Source organism: Sphingomonas bacterium, from assembly GCF_903642285.1.
In the GTDB taxonomy this organism is placed as follows: domain Bacteria; phylum Pseudomonadota; class Alphaproteobacteria; order Sphingomonadales; family Sphingomonadaceae; genus Sphingomonas.
Genome location: NZ_CAHJWJ010000020.1, coordinates 1 through 14,939 on the forward strand (window position 1 = coordinate 1; position 14,939 = coordinate 14,939).

Sequence of the window (14,939 nt, forward strand, 5' to 3'; positions counted from 1 at the left end):
CCGTCGCCGCGCCCGCCCGCCCGGCACCGCCCCGCGCCGAACCGCCGCATGGCGGCTGGCGGGTCCAGCTCGGCGCGTTCCGCGACCGGGGCAATGCGGAGGCTTTATGGGCGAAGATGCGCGGGCATATGGCCGGTGCGGAGCCCGCCTACGTCAAGGCGGGTGCGGTCACCCGGCTGCTCGCAGGCGGTTTCGCGAGCAAGGCGGACGCGCAGCGCGCCTGCGCTGCGGCGGGGACGGCGTGCGTGGTGGTCGCGCCTTAACGCTAAAATATACACCATCCTAAGGCTTACCCCGTTCTCCTGCGGAAGCAGGATCCCAGGGTCACAAGCGGCGAAAATCGTTACCCTGGGTTCCTGCGTTCGCAGGAAAACGGTCCCGCCGGACGTCAGCCCACCCCCGCCCAATCCGCCCGACAAATCCCCTGCGCGTAAAGCAGTGTCGACAGGTCGCCATGATCGATCCGCGCGCCCGCCGCCGCGGCGACGATCGGCTTGGCCCGATACGCCACCCCGAGCCCCGCCAAGGCGATCATCGCGAGGTCGTTGGCACCATCGCCGACCACCATCGTAGCCGCCGCATCGATCCCGAGCGACGCGCGCTCTTCCACCACCGTGCGCGCCTTGGTTCCCGAATCGACGATCGGCCTGGCGACCGCGCCCGTCAGCCGCCCGTCCGCGATCAGCAGTTCGTTCGCGATCACCCGGTCGAACCCGATCCGTTCGCCCACCGGTCCGGCGAAGCGCGTGAAGCCGCCGGAGACCAGCACCGTGCGGCACCCCCGCGCCTTCATCGTCCGCACCAGTGCGACCGCACCCGGCATGATCCGCACCCGCTCCACCAGGCAGCGATCGATAACGTCGTCCGCCAATCCCGCCAATAGCGCAACCCGCGCGTCCAGCGCGGCAGCGAAGTCCAGCTCGCCGCGCATCGCCGCTTCGGTCACAGCCGCGACTTGCGGCTTGATCCCGGCATAATCCGCCAGTTCGTCGATGCATTCGACGGTGATCATCGTCGAATCCATGTCGGCGATCAGCAACGCCTTTTCCCGGCCGACGACGGGTTGAACGATGATATCGACGCCGGCGAACGCATGCTCCAGCGCGGACCGCGCCGCGGCCGGATCGCCCGCGAAGCCGATATCCGCTGCGCGATCTGCGTCCAGCCACGACGTTCCGCTGGGCGCGCAACCCGCCGCCGCCAGCCGATCCGCCGCCGCCGACGAATCGCCCGCCGTCAGCGAATCCGATGCTATCAGCGTCGCAATGAACAAGGCCCATCTCCCCAAGGTCGCGCTCATCGCAGGGCCGACCGCGAGCGGCAAGTCCGCACTGGCGATGGATATCGCCGAGCGCATGGGCGGCATTGTCATCAACGCGGACGCCAGCCAGGTCTACCGCGACCTGCGCATCCTGACCGCCCGCCCCTCGCCCGCCGACGAGCGCCGCGTCCCGCACCGGCTGTTCGGCCATGTCGACGGCGCGGATACGGCCTATTCCGCTGCACGCTGGGCGGCGGAAGCGCGAGCCGTCATCGACGAGACGGTCGCGGCCGGGCGGCTGCCCGTGGTCGTCGGCGGCACCGGGATGTATCTGCGTACCTTGCTCGACGGCATCGCGCCGGTGCCCGCGATCGATCCCGCGATCCGCGACGCCGTGCGCGCGTTGCCCGTCGCCGAAGCATATGCGCTGCTGACGGTCGAGGACCCGCCCGCCGCGGCCCGCCTCGCTCCCGCCGACACGGCGCGGGTCGCCCGCGCGCTGGAGGTCGTACGATCGACCGGCCGGCCGCTGGCGACGTGGCAGGCGGAGCGGGTCGGCGGGATCGGCGACTCGATCGACCTGCGCGCGGTTGTGCTGCTGCCCGACCCAAGGGTTTTGGCCGACCGGATCGACGCGCGCGCTGCGGCGATGTTTGCGGAGGGCGCGGTGGCGGAGGTCGTGGCGCTGCTGGCACGGCCGAATATCGATCCCGTCGCGCCCGTCCGCCGCGCGATCGGCGTGGCGGCAATCGGCGCGTTGCTCGCCGGAGCCCTGTCCGAGCGCGAGACCCTGTCGTCGCTTCAGCACGATACGCGTCGATATGCGAAGCGACAGGCGACGTGGTTCCGCAATCAAACACCGGCAGGATGGCTTCGTTCGATAGAAAACAATGATATAAACCGTGTTATTGGTGTTTTATTACGAGATTGATGGTTGACCTGACATTTTTTGACGGCTAGCGCGCTCGCTCTGGACAACGTTAGCCACTTTTGGAGCATCATCGTGACCGAACGCAGTGGAGCCGATATCCTCGTCGAGGCGCTTGTCGATCTCGGCGTCGAGGTCGTCTTCGGCTATCCCGGCGGCGCGGTGCTGCCGATCTACGACGCGCTGTTCCGCCACAATGTCGCGGGCGGCCGCCTGCGCCACATCCTCGTCCGCCACGAACAGGCCGCGACCCACGCTGCGGAGGGCTATGCGCGATCGACCGGCAAGCCCGGCGTCGTGCTGGTTACGAGCGGTCCCGGTGCGACCAATGCGGTGACGGGGATCACCGATGCGCTGATGGACTCGATCCCGATGGTCGTCATCACCGGCCAGGTGCCGACCGCGCTGATCGGCACCGATGCGTTCCAGGAGGCGGACACCGTCGGCATCACGCGCCACTGCAGCAAGCATAATTACCTCGTGAAGGACCCGGCGCGCCTCGGTTCGGTGATCCACGAGGCGTTTCACATCGCGACCTCGGGCCGTCCCGGTCCGGTTGTGGTCGATGTGCCCAAGGACGTGCAGGTCGCGACGGCACGCTACACGAAGCCCGGCCCGATCCAGCACAAGACGTATCGCCCCCAGGTCAAGGCCGATCGCGGTGCGGTCGAGCAGCTGGTCGACATGCTCGCCGCCGCCGAGCGGCCGGTCCTCTACACCGGCGGCGGCGTCATAAATTCGGGGCCGGGCGCGAGCCAGCTGCTGTGCGAACTCGCCCGGCTCACCGGCGCGCCCGTCACCTCGACGCTGATGGGCCTGGGCGCGTTCCCCGCCTCCAGCCCGCAATGGCTCGGCATGCTCGGCATGCACGGGACGTACGAGGCGAACATGGCGATGAACCAGGCCGATCTGGTGGTCGCGCTGGGCAGCCGGTTCGACGACCGCGTGACCGGGCGGCTCGACGCGTTCAGCCCGCACAGCCGCAAGGTGCACGTCGATATCGACCGTTCGTCGATCAACAAGACGGTGCGGATCGACCTGCCGATCGTCGCGGATGTCGGCCACGCGCTGGAGGATGCGGTCCGCATCTGGAAGTCGCGCCAGCACCCGAAGCCCGACACGACCGACTGGTGGAACCGCATCGCCGGCTGGCGCGCACGCGGCTGCCTCGATTTCCCCGAGGACGGCGTCGCGATCATGCCGCAGCGCGCGGTGCGCGCCTTGTGGGCGGCGGCGCATACCCGCAATCCGATCATCACGACCGAGGTCGGTCAGCACCAGATGTGGGCCGCGCAGCATTTCGGGTTCGAGTTGCCGAACAAATGGCTGACGAGCGGTGGTCTCGGCACGATGGGCTACGGCCTGCCGGCGGCGATCGGCGCGCAGCTCGGCAATCCGAACGCGCTCGTGATCGACATCGCCGGCGAGGCATCGATCCAGATGAATATCCAGGAACTGGCGACCGCGAAGCAGTACCGGCTGCCGGTCAAGATCTTCATCCTGAACAACGAATATATGGGCATGGTCCGCCAGTGGCAGGAACTGACGTACGAAAGCCGCTATGCGGAGAGCTATTCGGACAGCCTGCCCGATTTCGTGAAGCTGGGCGAGGCCTATGGCTGGAAGGGCATCCGCATCTCCGCGCCGGGCGAACTGGACGACGGCATCGCGGACATGCTCGCGCATGACGGCCCGGCGATCGTCGATTGCCGCGTCGCGCAGCTCGCCAACTGCTTCCCGATGATCCCATCGGGTGCCGCGCATACCGACATGATCCTCCAGGCGAACGAAGTGTCGGGCACGATGGACGACGAAGCGAAGGCGCTGGTGTGATGGCAACGCTACAAGCTCAAGCGTGGCTCATGATCCTAGTGGCTGTGTTTTGCGGCATCAGGACATATCGTGATTTGGCCAGCGGTGACGTGAAGTGGGGAATAATTTCTCTTCTGGCTACAATTGCGGCCCTAATTGTAGTTTGCTTGCCGGTCCCGACCCACGCGGTCAAAATCGATCTTCCCAGGTAAACCATGCACATCACGCAGGAAAAGGCCGAGCGGCATACGCTCGCGGTCGTCGTCGACAACGAGCCGGGGATCCTCGCGCGGATCGCCGGGCTGTTCACCGCGCGCGGCTATAATATCGAAAGCCTGACGGTCAGCGAGGTTACCGCGGACAAGGCGGTCAGCCGGATCACGATTGTCACCAGCGCCTCGCCTTCGGTGCTGGAACAGGTCGTCGCGCAGCTCGACCGGCTGATCCCCGTGCACACCGTCACCGACCTGACCACCGCCGGCCCGCATGTCGAACGCGAGCTGGCGCTGGTGAAGGTGGCGGGCACGGGCGACCACCGGATCGAAGCGCTTCGCCTCGCCGAGGTGTATCGTGCGCGGGTGCTGGATGCGACCACATCGAGTTTCGTGTTCGAGGTGACGGGCGGTCGCGGCAAGATCGATACGTTCGTCGCGCTGATGGCGGAGGTCGGCCTGGTCGAGGTCGCCCGCACCGGCATCGTCGCGATCGCGCGGGGACGCGGGGCGGCCTGAAATTCCCTCTCCCTTTGGGAGAGGGAGGGAGCCGCGTAGCGGCGGAAGGGTGAGGACAGCGACCGTCCCTGCCCTCACCAACTTCGGCTAGGCAGCGAGCTGCCTAGCCTCCGTATCCTCTCCCCAAAGGGGGAGGGCAAGAAAGGGAAACGAATATGCGTGTCTATTACGATCGCGACGCCGATCTGAACCTCATCACCGACAAGAAGATCGCCATCGTCGGCTACGGCTCGCAGGGGCACGCGCATGCGCAGAACCTGCGCGACAGCGGCGTCAGGGATGTCGCCATCGCGCTGCGCGAAGGCTCGGCCACGGCGAAGAAGGCGATCGATGCGGGCTTCGCGGTCAAGTCGAACGAGGAGGCCGCCAAATGGGCGGATATCGTCATGTTCCTCGCGCCCGACGAGCACCAGGCCGCGATCTACGCCGATGCGTATCACGAACACATGAAGCAGGGTGCCGCCCTCGCCTTCGCGCATGGCCTGAACGTGCATTTCGGGCTGATCGAGCCCCGCGCCGATCTCGACGTCATCATGATCGCGCCCAAGGGTCCCGGCCATACCGTACGCAGCGAATATGTCCGCGGCGGCGGCGTCCCCTGCCTGATCGCGGTCGAGAAGGATGCGAGCGGCAACGCCCACGACATCGCGCTCGCCTACGCGTCGGGTGTCGGCGGTGGCCGTTCGGGCGTGATCGAAACCAATTTTCGCGAAGAGTGCGAGACCGACCTGTTCGGCGAGCAGGCGGTGCTGTGCGGTGGCCTGACCCATCTGATCCAGGCCGGGTTCGAGACGCTGACCGAGGCCGGCTATGCGCCGGAGATGGCGTATTTCGAATGCCTCCATGAGGTGAAGCTGATCGTCGACCTGATGTACGAGGGCGGCATCGCCAACATGCGCTATTCGATCAGCAACACCGCCGAATATGGCGACATCACCACCGGCCCGCGGATCATCACGGCGGAGACCAAGGCGGAGATGAAGCGCGTCCTCGCCGATATCCAGGGCGGCCGGTTCGTGAAGAACTTCGTCCTCGACAATCGCGCCGGCCAGCCCGAACTGAAGGCCGCGCGCAAGGCCGCCGCCGCGCACCCGATCGAGCAGGTCGGTGCCGAGTTGCGCGCGATGATGCCGTGGATCGGGAAGAACGCGCTGGTCGATAAGGCGAAGAACTGAGCGTGCCGACAAAGAACGGCCCAGCGGCCGTCCGCCCGACCGAGGATGTCAGGGAGCTTCACTTCGCTCCACCGACGCATGGTCGAGCGGCACACCGTCCGAATTGAGTATGCCATCGCCCACGCTATCGGCATCCGCGAGGAATGGCGAATGCCAATCTGCGCGAGCGTGCCTGGGCCGGCCGCCGAGCTTGTCGCGCCCTGCGATCGGCCAAAGTGCCGCCGGAAACGCAGCATTGCCGATTTCCGCGGTTACCGCCGCGATCGAAGGCGGCTAGTCCGCACGTCGTCAACAGGGAGATATCTTCATGCGCACTGTCCTCACCACCGCTTTCGCCGCCACGCTGGCATTGTCCTGCGCCGGTGCCGCCCCGCTCGCCGCGCAGATGGCGATGCCCGATCAGCTCCATGGCAACGGTTCGCCGACGGACGTCGCCGCCGGCACCTATGCCGTCGAGCCCAACCACACCCAGGTGACGTTCAGCGTCAGCCACATGGGCATCTCGCCGTTCGCGGGTACCTTTTCGGGCGGCAGCGGCATTCTGACGGTCGATCCCGCCAAGCCGGACAGCGCAACGGTCACGGTCACGATTCCGACCAGGAGCGTCCAGACCACCAGCAGCAAGCTGACCGAGGAATTGAACAGCGCCGACTGGCTAGACACCGCGAAATATCCCGATGCGGTCTTCAAATCGACCGCGGTTCATACCCGGGGGCCCGGTGCCATGATCGAGGGTATGTTGACGCTCCACGGCGTGACCAAGCCCGTCGCCTTATATGCTCGCTTCTTCGGTGCCGGCACCAACCCGATGAGCAAGAAGGCGTCGGTCGGCTTTCTCGGTCGGATCACGATCAAGCGGTCGGACTTCGGCGTCACCAAATATGTCCCGATGGTGTCGGACGATACCGTGCTGATCGTCAATGCGGCGTTCGAGAAGCAGTGAACGACGACACGCCGCCGGAAGGCATGCCCGTCCGGCGGTATGACCGCACTGGACAAGCTGCGTCGCGACCGGGTAATATTATCCATATGACGCGTCGCCGCCTCTCGTTCCTTCGACTTACGCGCCCTTAGGCGCGCCGTTCGACCGTGCGGGTGACCCCGCACACCGCGCCTGAGGGTTTTTGCCGCTCCCGAATTTGCCGAGAGACCAAAACCATGCTGCGCGATCCTTCGTCCAAATACCGTCCTTTCCCCCCGATCGACCTGCCCGACCGCCAATGGCCTTCGCGGACCATCGTCAAGGCACCGCATTGGCTCTCCACCGATCTGCGCGACGGCAACCAGGCGCTGATCGATCCGATGGATGCGGAAAAGAAGACTCGGCTGTTCGATCTGCTGGTCAAGATCGGATTGAAGGAGATCGAGGTCGGCTTCCCGAGCGCCGGCGCGACCGATTTCGACTTCATCGCCAGCCTCGTCGCCTCCGATCGCGTTCCCGACGACGTCACGATCCAGATCCTGACCCAATCGCGCCGCGACCTGATCGAAACCAGTTTCGCCAGCCTGGACGGCGCGAAGACCGCGATCGTGCATCTGTACAACGCGGTCAGCCCCGCCTGGCGCAACATCGTGTTCGGCATGAGCCGCACGGAGGTGAAGCAGATCGCGATCGACGGTGCCAAGGTGCTGCGCGACGAGGCGGCGAAGCGGCCGGGTACCGACTGGCGGTTCGAATACAGCCCGGAGACCTTCTCCACCGCCGAACTCGATTTCTCGGTCGAGGTCTGCGAGGCGGTCATGGACGTCCTCCGGCCGACCCCCGAACGCCCGCTGATCCTGAACCTTCCCGCCACCGTCGAATGCGCGACGCCGAACGTGTATGCCGATCAGATCGAATGGTTCGGGCGGCATATCCGCAACCGCGACGCCGTCCTGCTGTCGCTTCATACGCACAACGACCGCGGGACCGGCGTCGCCGCGGCCGAGCTTGGCCTGATGGCGGGCGCGGACCGGATCGAAGGATGCCTACTCGGCAATGGCGAGCGCACGGGCAATTGCGATCTGGTGACGCTGGCGCTGAACATGTACACGCAAGGCGTCGATCCGGCGCTCGATCTGTCCGACATCGATGCGGTCGTCAACACCGTCACCTATTGCACCAACCTGCCCGTCCACCCGCGCACGCCCTATGCGGGGGAACTGGTCTTCACCGCGTTTTCGGGCAGCCATCAGGACGCGATCAAGAAGGGTTTCACCGCGCAAGGAGCGCGCAACGATACGCTGTGGGAGGTTCCCTACCTCCCGATCGACCCCGCCGATCTCGGCCGCAGCTACGAAGCCGTGATCCGGGTCAATTCGCAATCCGGCAAGGGCGGGGTCGCCTGGGTGATCGAACAGGACAAGGGGCTGAAACTGCCCAAGCGGCTGCAGGCCGATTTCAGCCGCCACGTCCAGGCGATGGCCGACGAGACCAGCCGCGAACTGAACGCCGTGGACATCTGGAGCCGGTTCGAAGCCACCTATCTGCCGCGCGCCGCCGACCGTTTCGTGCTGCGCGACTACGAGGAAAGCGGCACCGCCGGCCAGCGCCTGTTCGTCGGCCGCGTTGCGGTGGACGGCGAGGAACGATCGATCGCCGGGCGCGGCAACGGCCTGATTTCGGGCGTAATCGCCGCGCTCGGCGATAGCACCGGGCCGGTGCTCGACGTCGTCGATTACAGCGAACACGCGATCGGCCACGGCGCGGACGCACAGGCCGCGGCCTATGTCGAATGCCGGACGGCGGAGGGGCGGACGGTGTTCGGTGTGGGGCTGGACACCGACATCGCGACCGCCAGCGTGCGCGCGGTGCTGAGCGCGGCGAACCGGGTGTAACGTCAGCGACTTATACCGCGGAAGTGGAGGAAGTGGAGGCGTGCCATGCCCCATCCTCCACTTCGCGCGAAAGACGCGCGCAAAGGCCATTGAGGATGTCGACGATTGGAAAGAGCGCGGCGGTTACGACGCAAGCTGTGGCATGGAACGGGCGTTGTAGGACAGGGTTGGCGCTCGCTTTTGCACCAATTGAGTTAGGATTTGCTGATCAGCTAACGGCAATTTTCGCCCACATCCGGTAGTCGCTGTGCGAAAGGCGTTGCCCGACAGCGGTCAGTGGTTCAGCTTGCCCATATGAGTGAAGGCTATCGGGGCGGCGGCACGACAGGCGGCAAATGGGGTTGTGCCCTTGCCGCTGTGTTCGGCGTGCCCGTTTTCGGCCTGTCGGTTCTTGTAGCCAGTCTGGGCGACTGCATGCCCGACGTGCAGTGTCACCGGGGCTTCTGGCTTGGAGTCATCCTCCCGACTGCTGGGGTTACAGTTCCGATAGGCTTCGGTGTCCGTTGGTTAGTAAACCGATGGCGAGGTGATGACCGCTAACGCCCAGTTGCAGACATCGCCCGTACTATCGTAAGATGACAATTAGCGGGAGATTGGGATGTGAGGCACCGATTGATAGGCATCAGCGCTGTAGGTGCTGCCGTCTTCACGATTATTTTCTTCGTACTTTTTTATACGCCGGAGGCGGCTTGGGTCCGAACACACCCAATCGGTGAGAGGGTATCTTACGAGCCATTCCAAGCTGCGCTTTCAGAATGCTTGAAGAATAACGATCCCAGCGCGTATCCGGAATTTGCGAAAACCGGTCAATACTAGATTAGCGGATGGTTTGTGCCCGAAAGTCCTGAGAGAGTCAAAGTCAGTTTCTGTATGGGTCCCAAGGATTGGATTATCATACCAGTCCACCTGAACACGCTCTAACAATGCATGCAAACGTCCGCTTTCCGCCAAACCACGCCTACCGCCCTCGCACCACCTCGCAACCGATCCGCGCGTCGGGATAGACATCGGTCTTCACCGTCCGCACCGTAACGCTCCGCACCCGGGCGTCGTCGAGGCACAATGCCGCGATCGTCTCGCACATCGTCTCCTGCAGCGCGAAGCGGCGGTCTCGGGCCAAGGTCAGGACGCCGGCGCGGACGAAGTCGTAATCGAGCACCTGGTCGATCGAGTCTTCACCTAATGGCGCGGAATAATCGATCGTCATGCGAACCGATATGGTGACACGCTGCGGCTCGACCTCATGCGGGTGGATGCCGAGGCGGATCATGACGGTCAGGTCGTCGAGGATGGTGGTGAACTCAGCCACGGGCACGCTCGAACATCACGTCGCGGTCGCGCCGCAGGAAGCGCTGGCCGCAATCGACATACAGCGTCTGGCCATGCACTCCATGCGCCGTCATCAAAAACGACACCGCAGCGGCGATGTCGCCGGGGTCGACCGGGCGATGAAGCAAGTTCTCGCTCGCCACCGCCCGGAATTCGCCCTCGGTCTGGTCGCCGCTCGGCAAGGACAGCCCGGGGGCGACCGCGTTGACCGCGATGCGGGGGCCGATCGCCTGAGCCAGCATCGTCGTCGCGCCCGCCAGCGCGATCTTGCCCGCGGTGTAGGAAAAGAAATCGGGATTCAGGTTCGACACTTTCTGATCGAGAATGTTGACCACCGCGCCGTCGGCGATGTCGTCCTGTCGTGCCATTGCGGACGCCAGCAACACCGGGGACGAATGCCCGATCGCATATAAGCGCGCCAGCAAGCCGGGATCGAGCACCGGCGGCGTGTCGTATGCGAACGTGGAGGCACAATTGACCAGACCGTCGATCGCCCCGCCCGCCGCCGCACGCGATCGAGCGAACAGATCGTCGATCGCGCCGGTATCGGCCAGGTCGCCCTGCACGACCCCAACCGCGCCGATATCGTCGGCCAAGGTCCGCGCCGCTTTGCACGACGAACCATAATGAATCACGACATTGTGCCCGTCGCCAGCCAGCCGCCGCGTTAGGATCGCCCCCAGGCGCTTGGCTCCGCCGGTTACCAATATGGTTCGCGCCATGCTGGTTACGATCCCCGCATCAACGCCAGCACTTCCTTGCGGCTGCGTTCGTCCTCGCGAAAGACGCCCATCATCCGGCTCGTCACCATCGATACGCCAGGCGTTCGCACCCCGCGCGCGGCCATGCAGGCATGGCTCGCCTCAATGACGACGGCGACGCCATGGGGTTTGAGATTTTCCCAGATGCAATCGGCCACCTCCGCGGTCAGCCGCTCTTGGACCTGCAGCCGACGCGCGAACGCGTGGAGCACGCGTGCCAGTTTCGAGATCCCGACGACATGGTCGCGCGGCAGATAGGCGATATGCGCCTTCCCGATGATCGGTGCCATATGGTGTTCGCAGTGCGACTGGAACGGGATATCGCGCAGCAGCACCAGCTCATCATAGCCGCCGACCTCTTCGAACACACGCGCCAGATGGTGCTCGGGGTGATCGCCATAGCCCGAACAATATTCCCGCCAGGCCTTGGCCACGCGGCGCGGGGTGTCGATCAGCCCTTCGCGATCGGGATCGTCGCCTGCCCAGCGGATCAGCGTCTTTATCGCATCGGTTACCTCCGCCGGGACCGCGATGGCATTCGCCGGCCCGGGTGAGCCAGCTCCATCGGGCGAAACGTCGTTCGCGTTCATCGCGCGGACCTGCGCGCAAGACCGCCATGGTTACCGCCGTCCACCAATCCATAAGTTCTAATCTGCAACTGTCTCATTCCGGCAACTCCATGCCTGGCCCGCAGAACTCAGCCGAAAAAACGATTGACGATCCGGTCATCACGGCGCAGCTCTCCATACTCGAATGACGAAATCCGACGATCCGGCACAAAGCGGACGCGGAGCAGAGGGGATGCTAGCATTAAGACGTCCGAACTGCTCGCCGCAACTGCGTTCATGCTGCTCGGGGTTACACCCGCCATGGTACAGAATCTGGAAAAGCAGCAGATCGTCAATCCGCTGGCGCTGCAGCAATCGCTGCCCAACATCACCTTCACGAAAACGAATTTCACGACCTCCAGCTTCACGATCCGCGGCATCGGCGATCTGTGCACCGGTACGACCTGCGATACCGCGACCGGGATCGCGGTCAACGACATGCCGCTTTGACGCCAGCATCTTCAACCAGAATATCGACCGCATTCAAGGGTATGAGGTCATCAACGCGCAGGTTCATCTGAATGCGCGCGACGATTGCTTCTATGTCCGCGGCTTCGTCCAGAACCTTACGAACAACAACGCGGTCACCGGGCAATATGTGACCGACCAGTCTTCGGGACTGTTCACCAACATCTTCACGCTGGAACCGCGGCGCTACGGCGTAGCGGTAGGGTTCAAGTTCTGACCAGCACCTTGCCGCGTGCCGGGCGAGACCCCCGCACGGCACGCGGCAAGGCGATACAGAGAGTGACATCCGCGAAAAGGCGGCGCAAAAGACGGGCACGTCGGTAAGGCGTGAGTCCAGAGAGGCCGGGTCCGCCGGCGACAACAGGAAGGAATGCGATGGCTACCACTACGAAGACGGGTGGCATTCACGCCCCGGTCCAGCCCTCCCCCGAGCTTGGCGCGATCGTCGGCAACGAAAAGCTGCCGCGCAGCCAGGTGATCAGCAAGGTGTGGGACTATATTAAGGCGCACAAGCTGCAGAATCCCGAGAACAAGCGCGAAATTCTCGCCGACGAGAAGCTGAAGAAGGTTTTCGGTCGCGACAAATGCACGATGTTCGAGATGAACAAGTATATCTCGCAGCACGTAAAGGCCTGACCGGCCGGCGGGGGCAGCGCACGCCGCGCCCCCGCTCCATCTCGTCACCCATTGTTGCCAAGCGACGCCTGCGGCGAAACTGGTGTCCCCGAGTGGATTCGAACCACCGGCCTGCGGTTTAGGAAACCGTCGCTCTATCCGGCTGAGCTACGGGGACATCGGCAGAAACCCTAGGTTTCTGCGGGTTACAGGTCAACGCGAAACGCGCGAAACGCGCAGCGTGACACGGTTCGAGTTGGCACAACTGTTGGCACAGTCTGTTCGCCCCTCGTTCTCTCTATTTGCCGCCTCTCATCCCCCGAATCGGCCGATCCAAGTGTTCGGCGTTGAAGGCACGCGTGGGCCGCCGGGCACCGGGGCCTGATCGCGGCTCGATCCTGCGCGCCTGGCGCGCATCTCATTTGCACCTAGCGCACGGCTACCAACGTCGGTTCAGCCGGCGCTTTCGTGCGTCCCATCGACTTCCGCCATGGGGGCCGGAACGATGTCTGCAGACACCGTCACATCTCAACGCCGTGGCCGCAGCCGCGTGCGCGCCAATACGTATGACATAGACAGTCCGAAGGCACAGGGTGCCGGCTCACTGGGCGACGGCACGCTCGAATCTTCCCAGAGGGAGATAGCCGCGCTGCTAGAGCTTGCCGAGCAGGTGCAGAAGACCACCGCTAACGCAGTCCGCTACAGCCAAGGCCTCATCACCCGCGCCGGCCTCGCCTTTCTCCGAACGATCTTCGATTCCAAGAAAGGCTTCGATCACTACACGGGAACGAACGATCTGGCCGCCAGCCAGATCGCCGAGAGCAGCGGGGCGTGTGAACGCCAGTGGCATCGGCTCAAGGCGGGACTTGCGGAGCTCGGCCTGATCTCGTTCGTACATCGCTCGGTGCCCTCGGGCCTGCCCGGCCGACCGGGCGTCGATGCGCACATCCAGATATCCGATATCTACTGGTTCTCGCGAGAGGAGCTGGTCCCGTGGCTCCGCAAACAATTCGACGAAATCGTGGCACGCATGGAGAGCAAGGCGGCTGCCCGCGCCGCAAAGGAGCAGCTGCCTCTGAAGCGAACGCCGCTTGTGAAGCGCACTCGGCCGCCACGGCGGTCGCCCTCGATCCTTAATCCGGTCGGCTGGGCGATCGCACTTGCGCGCTTGGCCGCGCCGCCGCCCAGTTACGCCGACGAAGAGGCGCGATCGCTCGCGTTCGCCACCCAATTGGCGCTGAACGCAGCACCGGGGTGACATCTTGGCGGAGCCCGCTGGCTCTACAGGTTAAAGAATAAAAGGAGTCGCTTCGCGACGCGCAAATTTGATTATCCCCCGGCCGAAACCGCACGACACACCCACCCGATAGCCAAGACCCGGCTGTCGGAACGTGGCGGCTTGCGCCGCCCCGGGCCGCCGACGGGGGAGAGCACGAACCGTGCCACGCTTCTTCGGGCGGCACGCCAGCGGCGACCTTTCAGAGATCGATCGCGGCGGGGTCGATCGTATCCGCCCATTCCTGGAACAGCGTGCGGAGCTGCAGCAGCTGCTGGCTCCGATCGTAGGCTGCAGCGACCTTGTCCTTCGGTGCGTGCGCCAGCGCCCTCTCGATCAGCAGTCGATCGAACTTCCCCGCCTCGTTCATCAACGTCGAGAATGTTGCCCGCCAGCCGTGAGGGACGTGGCGCCCGGCGAAACTCGTCCGCTTGTAGAGCTCGCCGATCGCCGCCTCGCCGATCGCCGCGCCACCGGGCCCGGCGAAGATCAGCGCATCCGGAGATCGGGTATCATACCCATTCTCGCCCGCGGCCCGGAGAACCGCCACTGCCTGGCGCGCCAGCGGAACGACATGGTCGTTCTTGGGATCGCGCTTCTTCGCCGCCGCGAGTTTCATGCGCGCCGCTGGCACGCGCCAGATCGGCACGGCACCGTCGAGGTCTTCGATCTCCGCCCAGGTCGCGCCGCGCACGCCGGCGAGGCGGACCGACGTGAGCGCGAGATACCGAGACGCCAGCTTGATCATCGGCGCGGCGTCGAGCAGCTCGGCCGCCGCCAGGAGCCCGCGCGCATCGTCGACCTCGAGGAGCGCCGCGTGGTTGCGCTTGGGCGGCGGCGGCACCAGGGCGCGGCCGACGATCGCCGCGGGGTCGCTATCGACAAGTCCCTCGGACATCGCGAACGCGAAGATCCCCGAAATCCGCTGGCGGACCCGGCGAGCAGTCTCAAGCCGACCCCTCCCCTCGACTGAACGCAGGGCGGTCAGCACCACCGGCGCGGTGATCGCGCGGATCGGCATCGCGCCGATCGCTAAGAAGACATCGCGCTCGAGGCTCGCGAGGACGTCGCCGGCGTGCACCGGCGTCCAGCGCGGAAGCATGTGCGCATGCCAGCGTCGGCCGATCGCCTCAAGCGTCATGCATTCTGCGCCATGGC

The 14,939-nt window shown here is 65.0% G+C and carries 15 protein-coding genes and 1 tRNA gene; 10 read left to right on the top strand and 6 right to left on the bottom strand.

Translation table 11 applies throughout. From position 1 onward, the window contains the following. Positions 1-263, top strand: a 263-nt coding sequence (locus HUU99_RS10830) for an SPOR domain-containing protein (RefSeq protein WP_174286600.1), incomplete at its 5' end; no start/stop codon positions are given. 125 nt (positions 264-388) lie between these two features. Here HUU99_RS10830 and serB read toward each other — a convergent pair. Then, a complete protein-coding gene (gene serB, locus HUU99_RS10835) occupies positions 389-1,273 on the bottom strand; it encodes a phosphoserine phosphatase SerB (protein ID WP_174286601.1) in 885 nt (294 codons plus the stop codon). Here serB and miaA point away from each other — a divergent pair. From miaA to leuA, 6 genes are all read left to right on the top strand, one after another. Next, complete coding sequence (gene miaA, locus HUU99_RS10840) at positions 1,266-2,192, top strand: tRNA (adenosine(37)-N6)-dimethylallyltransferase MiaA (protein WP_174286602.1); 927 nt, start codon at positions 1,266-1,268, stop codon at positions 2,190-2,192. The genes serB and miaA overlap by 8 nt on opposite strands. A gap of 72 nt (positions 2,193-2,264) precedes the next feature. Then, on the top strand, positions 2,265-4,022 hold the full coding sequence (gene ilvB, locus HUU99_RS10845; RefSeq protein ID WP_174286603.1) for a biosynthetic-type acetolactate synthase large subunit: 1,758 nt from the start codon (positions 2,265-2,267) through the stop codon (positions 4,020-4,022). Positions 4,023-4,216: 194 nt separating this feature from the next. After that, positions 4,217-4,732, top strand: coding sequence for an acetolactate synthase small subunit (ilvN, locus tag HUU99_RS10850; protein ID WP_174286604.1), 516 nt, complete (start codon positions 4,217-4,219; stop codon positions 4,730-4,732). Between the two features lie 155 nt (positions 4,733-4,887). Then, on the top strand, positions 4,888-5,907 hold the full coding sequence (gene ilvC / locus HUU99_RS10855; RefSeq protein ID WP_174286605.1) for a ketol-acid reductoisomerase: 1,020 nt from the start codon (positions 4,888-4,890) through the stop codon (positions 5,905-5,907). A gap of 307 nt (positions 5,908-6,214) precedes the next feature. Continuing rightward, a complete protein-coding gene (locus HUU99_RS10860; RefSeq protein WP_174286606.1) occupies positions 6,215-6,850 on the top strand; it encodes a YceI family protein in 636 nt (211 codons plus the stop codon). Positions 6,851-7,065: 215 nt separating this feature from the next. Continuing rightward, on the top strand, positions 7,066-8,724 hold the full coding sequence (gene leuA, locus HUU99_RS10865) for a 2-isopropylmalate synthase (protein ID WP_174286607.1): 1,659 nt from the start codon (positions 7,066-7,068) through the stop codon (positions 8,722-8,724). Positions 8,725-9,682: 958 nt separating this feature from the next. On the opposite strand, the gene HUU99_RS10870 is transcribed toward leuA, so the two are convergent. The 3 genes from HUU99_RS10870 to folE are packed head-to-tail and all read right to left on the bottom strand — an operon-like array spanning position 9,683 to position 11,404. Then, a complete protein-coding gene (locus tag HUU99_RS10870) occupies positions 9,683-10,033 on the bottom strand; it encodes a dihydroneopterin aldolase (protein ID WP_174286608.1) in 351 nt (116 codons plus the stop codon). Next, positions 10,026-10,775, bottom strand: a complete 750-nt coding sequence (locus tag HUU99_RS10875; RefSeq protein WP_174286609.1) for an SDR family oxidoreductase — start codon at positions 10,773-10,775, stop codon at positions 10,026-10,028. The genes HUU99_RS10870 and HUU99_RS10875 overlap by 8 nt, the downstream gene beginning before the upstream one ends. 5 nt (positions 10,776-10,780) lie before the next feature. Beyond that, complete coding sequence (gene folE / locus HUU99_RS10880; RefSeq protein WP_174286610.1) at positions 10,781-11,404, bottom strand: GTP cyclohydrolase I FolE; 624 nt, start codon at positions 11,402-11,404, stop codon at positions 10,781-10,783. 279 nt (positions 11,405-11,683) lie between these two features. Between folE and HUU99_RS10885 the strand changes: the two genes are divergently transcribed. Next, positions 11,684-11,872 (top strand): hypothetical protein, encoded by a 189-nt coding sequence (locus HUU99_RS10885; RefSeq protein WP_174286611.1) that lies wholly within the window; start codon positions 11,684-11,686, stop codon positions 11,870-11,872. A gap of 393 nt (positions 11,873-12,265) precedes the next feature. Next, positions 12,266-12,526, top strand: coding sequence for an SWIB/MDM2 domain-containing protein (locus HUU99_RS10890; protein WP_174286612.1), 261 nt, complete (start codon positions 12,266-12,268; stop codon positions 12,524-12,526). 80 nt (positions 12,527-12,606) lie between these two features. On the opposite strand, the gene HUU99_RS10895 is transcribed toward HUU99_RS10890, so the two are convergent. After that, positions 12,607-12,683 (bottom strand) — tRNA-Arg (locus tag HUU99_RS10895). 327 nt (positions 12,684-13,010) lie between these two features. Between HUU99_RS10895 and HUU99_RS10900 the strand changes: the two genes are divergently transcribed. Further along, positions 13,011-13,763 carry a hypothetical protein gene (locus HUU99_RS10900; protein WP_174286613.1) on the top strand — a complete coding sequence of 251 codons (753 nt, stop codon included), beginning with the start codon at positions 13,011-13,013 and terminating at the stop codon, positions 13,761-13,763. A gap of 220 nt (positions 13,764-13,983) precedes the next feature. On the opposite strand, the gene HUU99_RS10905 is transcribed toward HUU99_RS10900, so the two are convergent. Then, positions 13,984-14,883 carry a tyrosine-type recombinase/integrase gene (locus tag HUU99_RS10905; protein ID WP_254603129.1) on the bottom strand — a complete coding sequence of 300 codons (900 nt, stop codon included), beginning with the start codon at positions 14,881-14,883 and terminating at the stop codon, positions 13,984-13,986. Between the last annotated feature and the right edge of the window lie 56 nt (positions 14,884-14,939).

Excerpts from the sequence above, each read along its gene's own strand:
- miaA (WP_174286602.1), top strand. The coding sequence starts at position 1,266 with ATGAACAAGGCCCATCTCCCCAAGGTCGCGCTCATCGCAGGGCCGACC.
- ilvN (WP_174286604.1), top strand. The coding sequence starts at position 4,217 with ATGCACATCACGCAGGAAAAGGCCGAGCGGCATACGCTCGCGGTCGTC.
- ilvC (WP_174286605.1), top strand. The coding sequence starts at position 4,888 with ATGCGTGTCTATTACGATCGCGACGCCGATCTGAACCTCATCACCGAC.
- HUU99_RS10860 (WP_174286606.1), top strand. The coding sequence starts at position 6,215 with ATGCGCACTGTCCTCACCACCGCTTTCGCCGCCACGCTGGCATTGTCC.
- leuA (WP_174286607.1), top strand. The coding sequence starts at position 7,066 with ATGCTGCGCGATCCTTCGTCCAAATACCGTCCTTTCCCCCCGATCGAC.
- HUU99_RS10875 (WP_174286609.1), bottom strand. The coding sequence starts at position 10,775 with ATGGCGCGAACCATATTGGTAACCGGCGGAGCCAAGCGCCTGGGGGCG.
- folE (WP_174286610.1), bottom strand. The coding sequence starts at position 11,404 with ATGAACGCGAACGACGTTTCGCCCGATGGAGCTGGCTCACCCGGGCCG.
- HUU99_RS10885 (WP_174286611.1), top strand. The coding sequence starts at position 11,684 with ATGGTACAGAATCTGGAAAAGCAGCAGATCGTCAATCCGCTGGCGCTG.
- HUU99_RS10890 (WP_174286612.1), top strand. The coding sequence starts at position 12,266 with ATGGCTACCACTACGAAGACGGGTGGCATTCACGCCCCGGTCCAGCCC.
- HUU99_RS10900 (WP_174286613.1), top strand. The coding sequence starts at position 13,011 with ATGTCTGCAGACACCGTCACATCTCAACGCCGTGGCCGCAGCCGCGTG.
- HUU99_RS10905 (WP_254603129.1), bottom strand. The coding sequence starts at position 14,883 with ATGCTTCCGCGCTGGACGCCGGTGCACGCCGGCGACGTCCTCGCGAGC.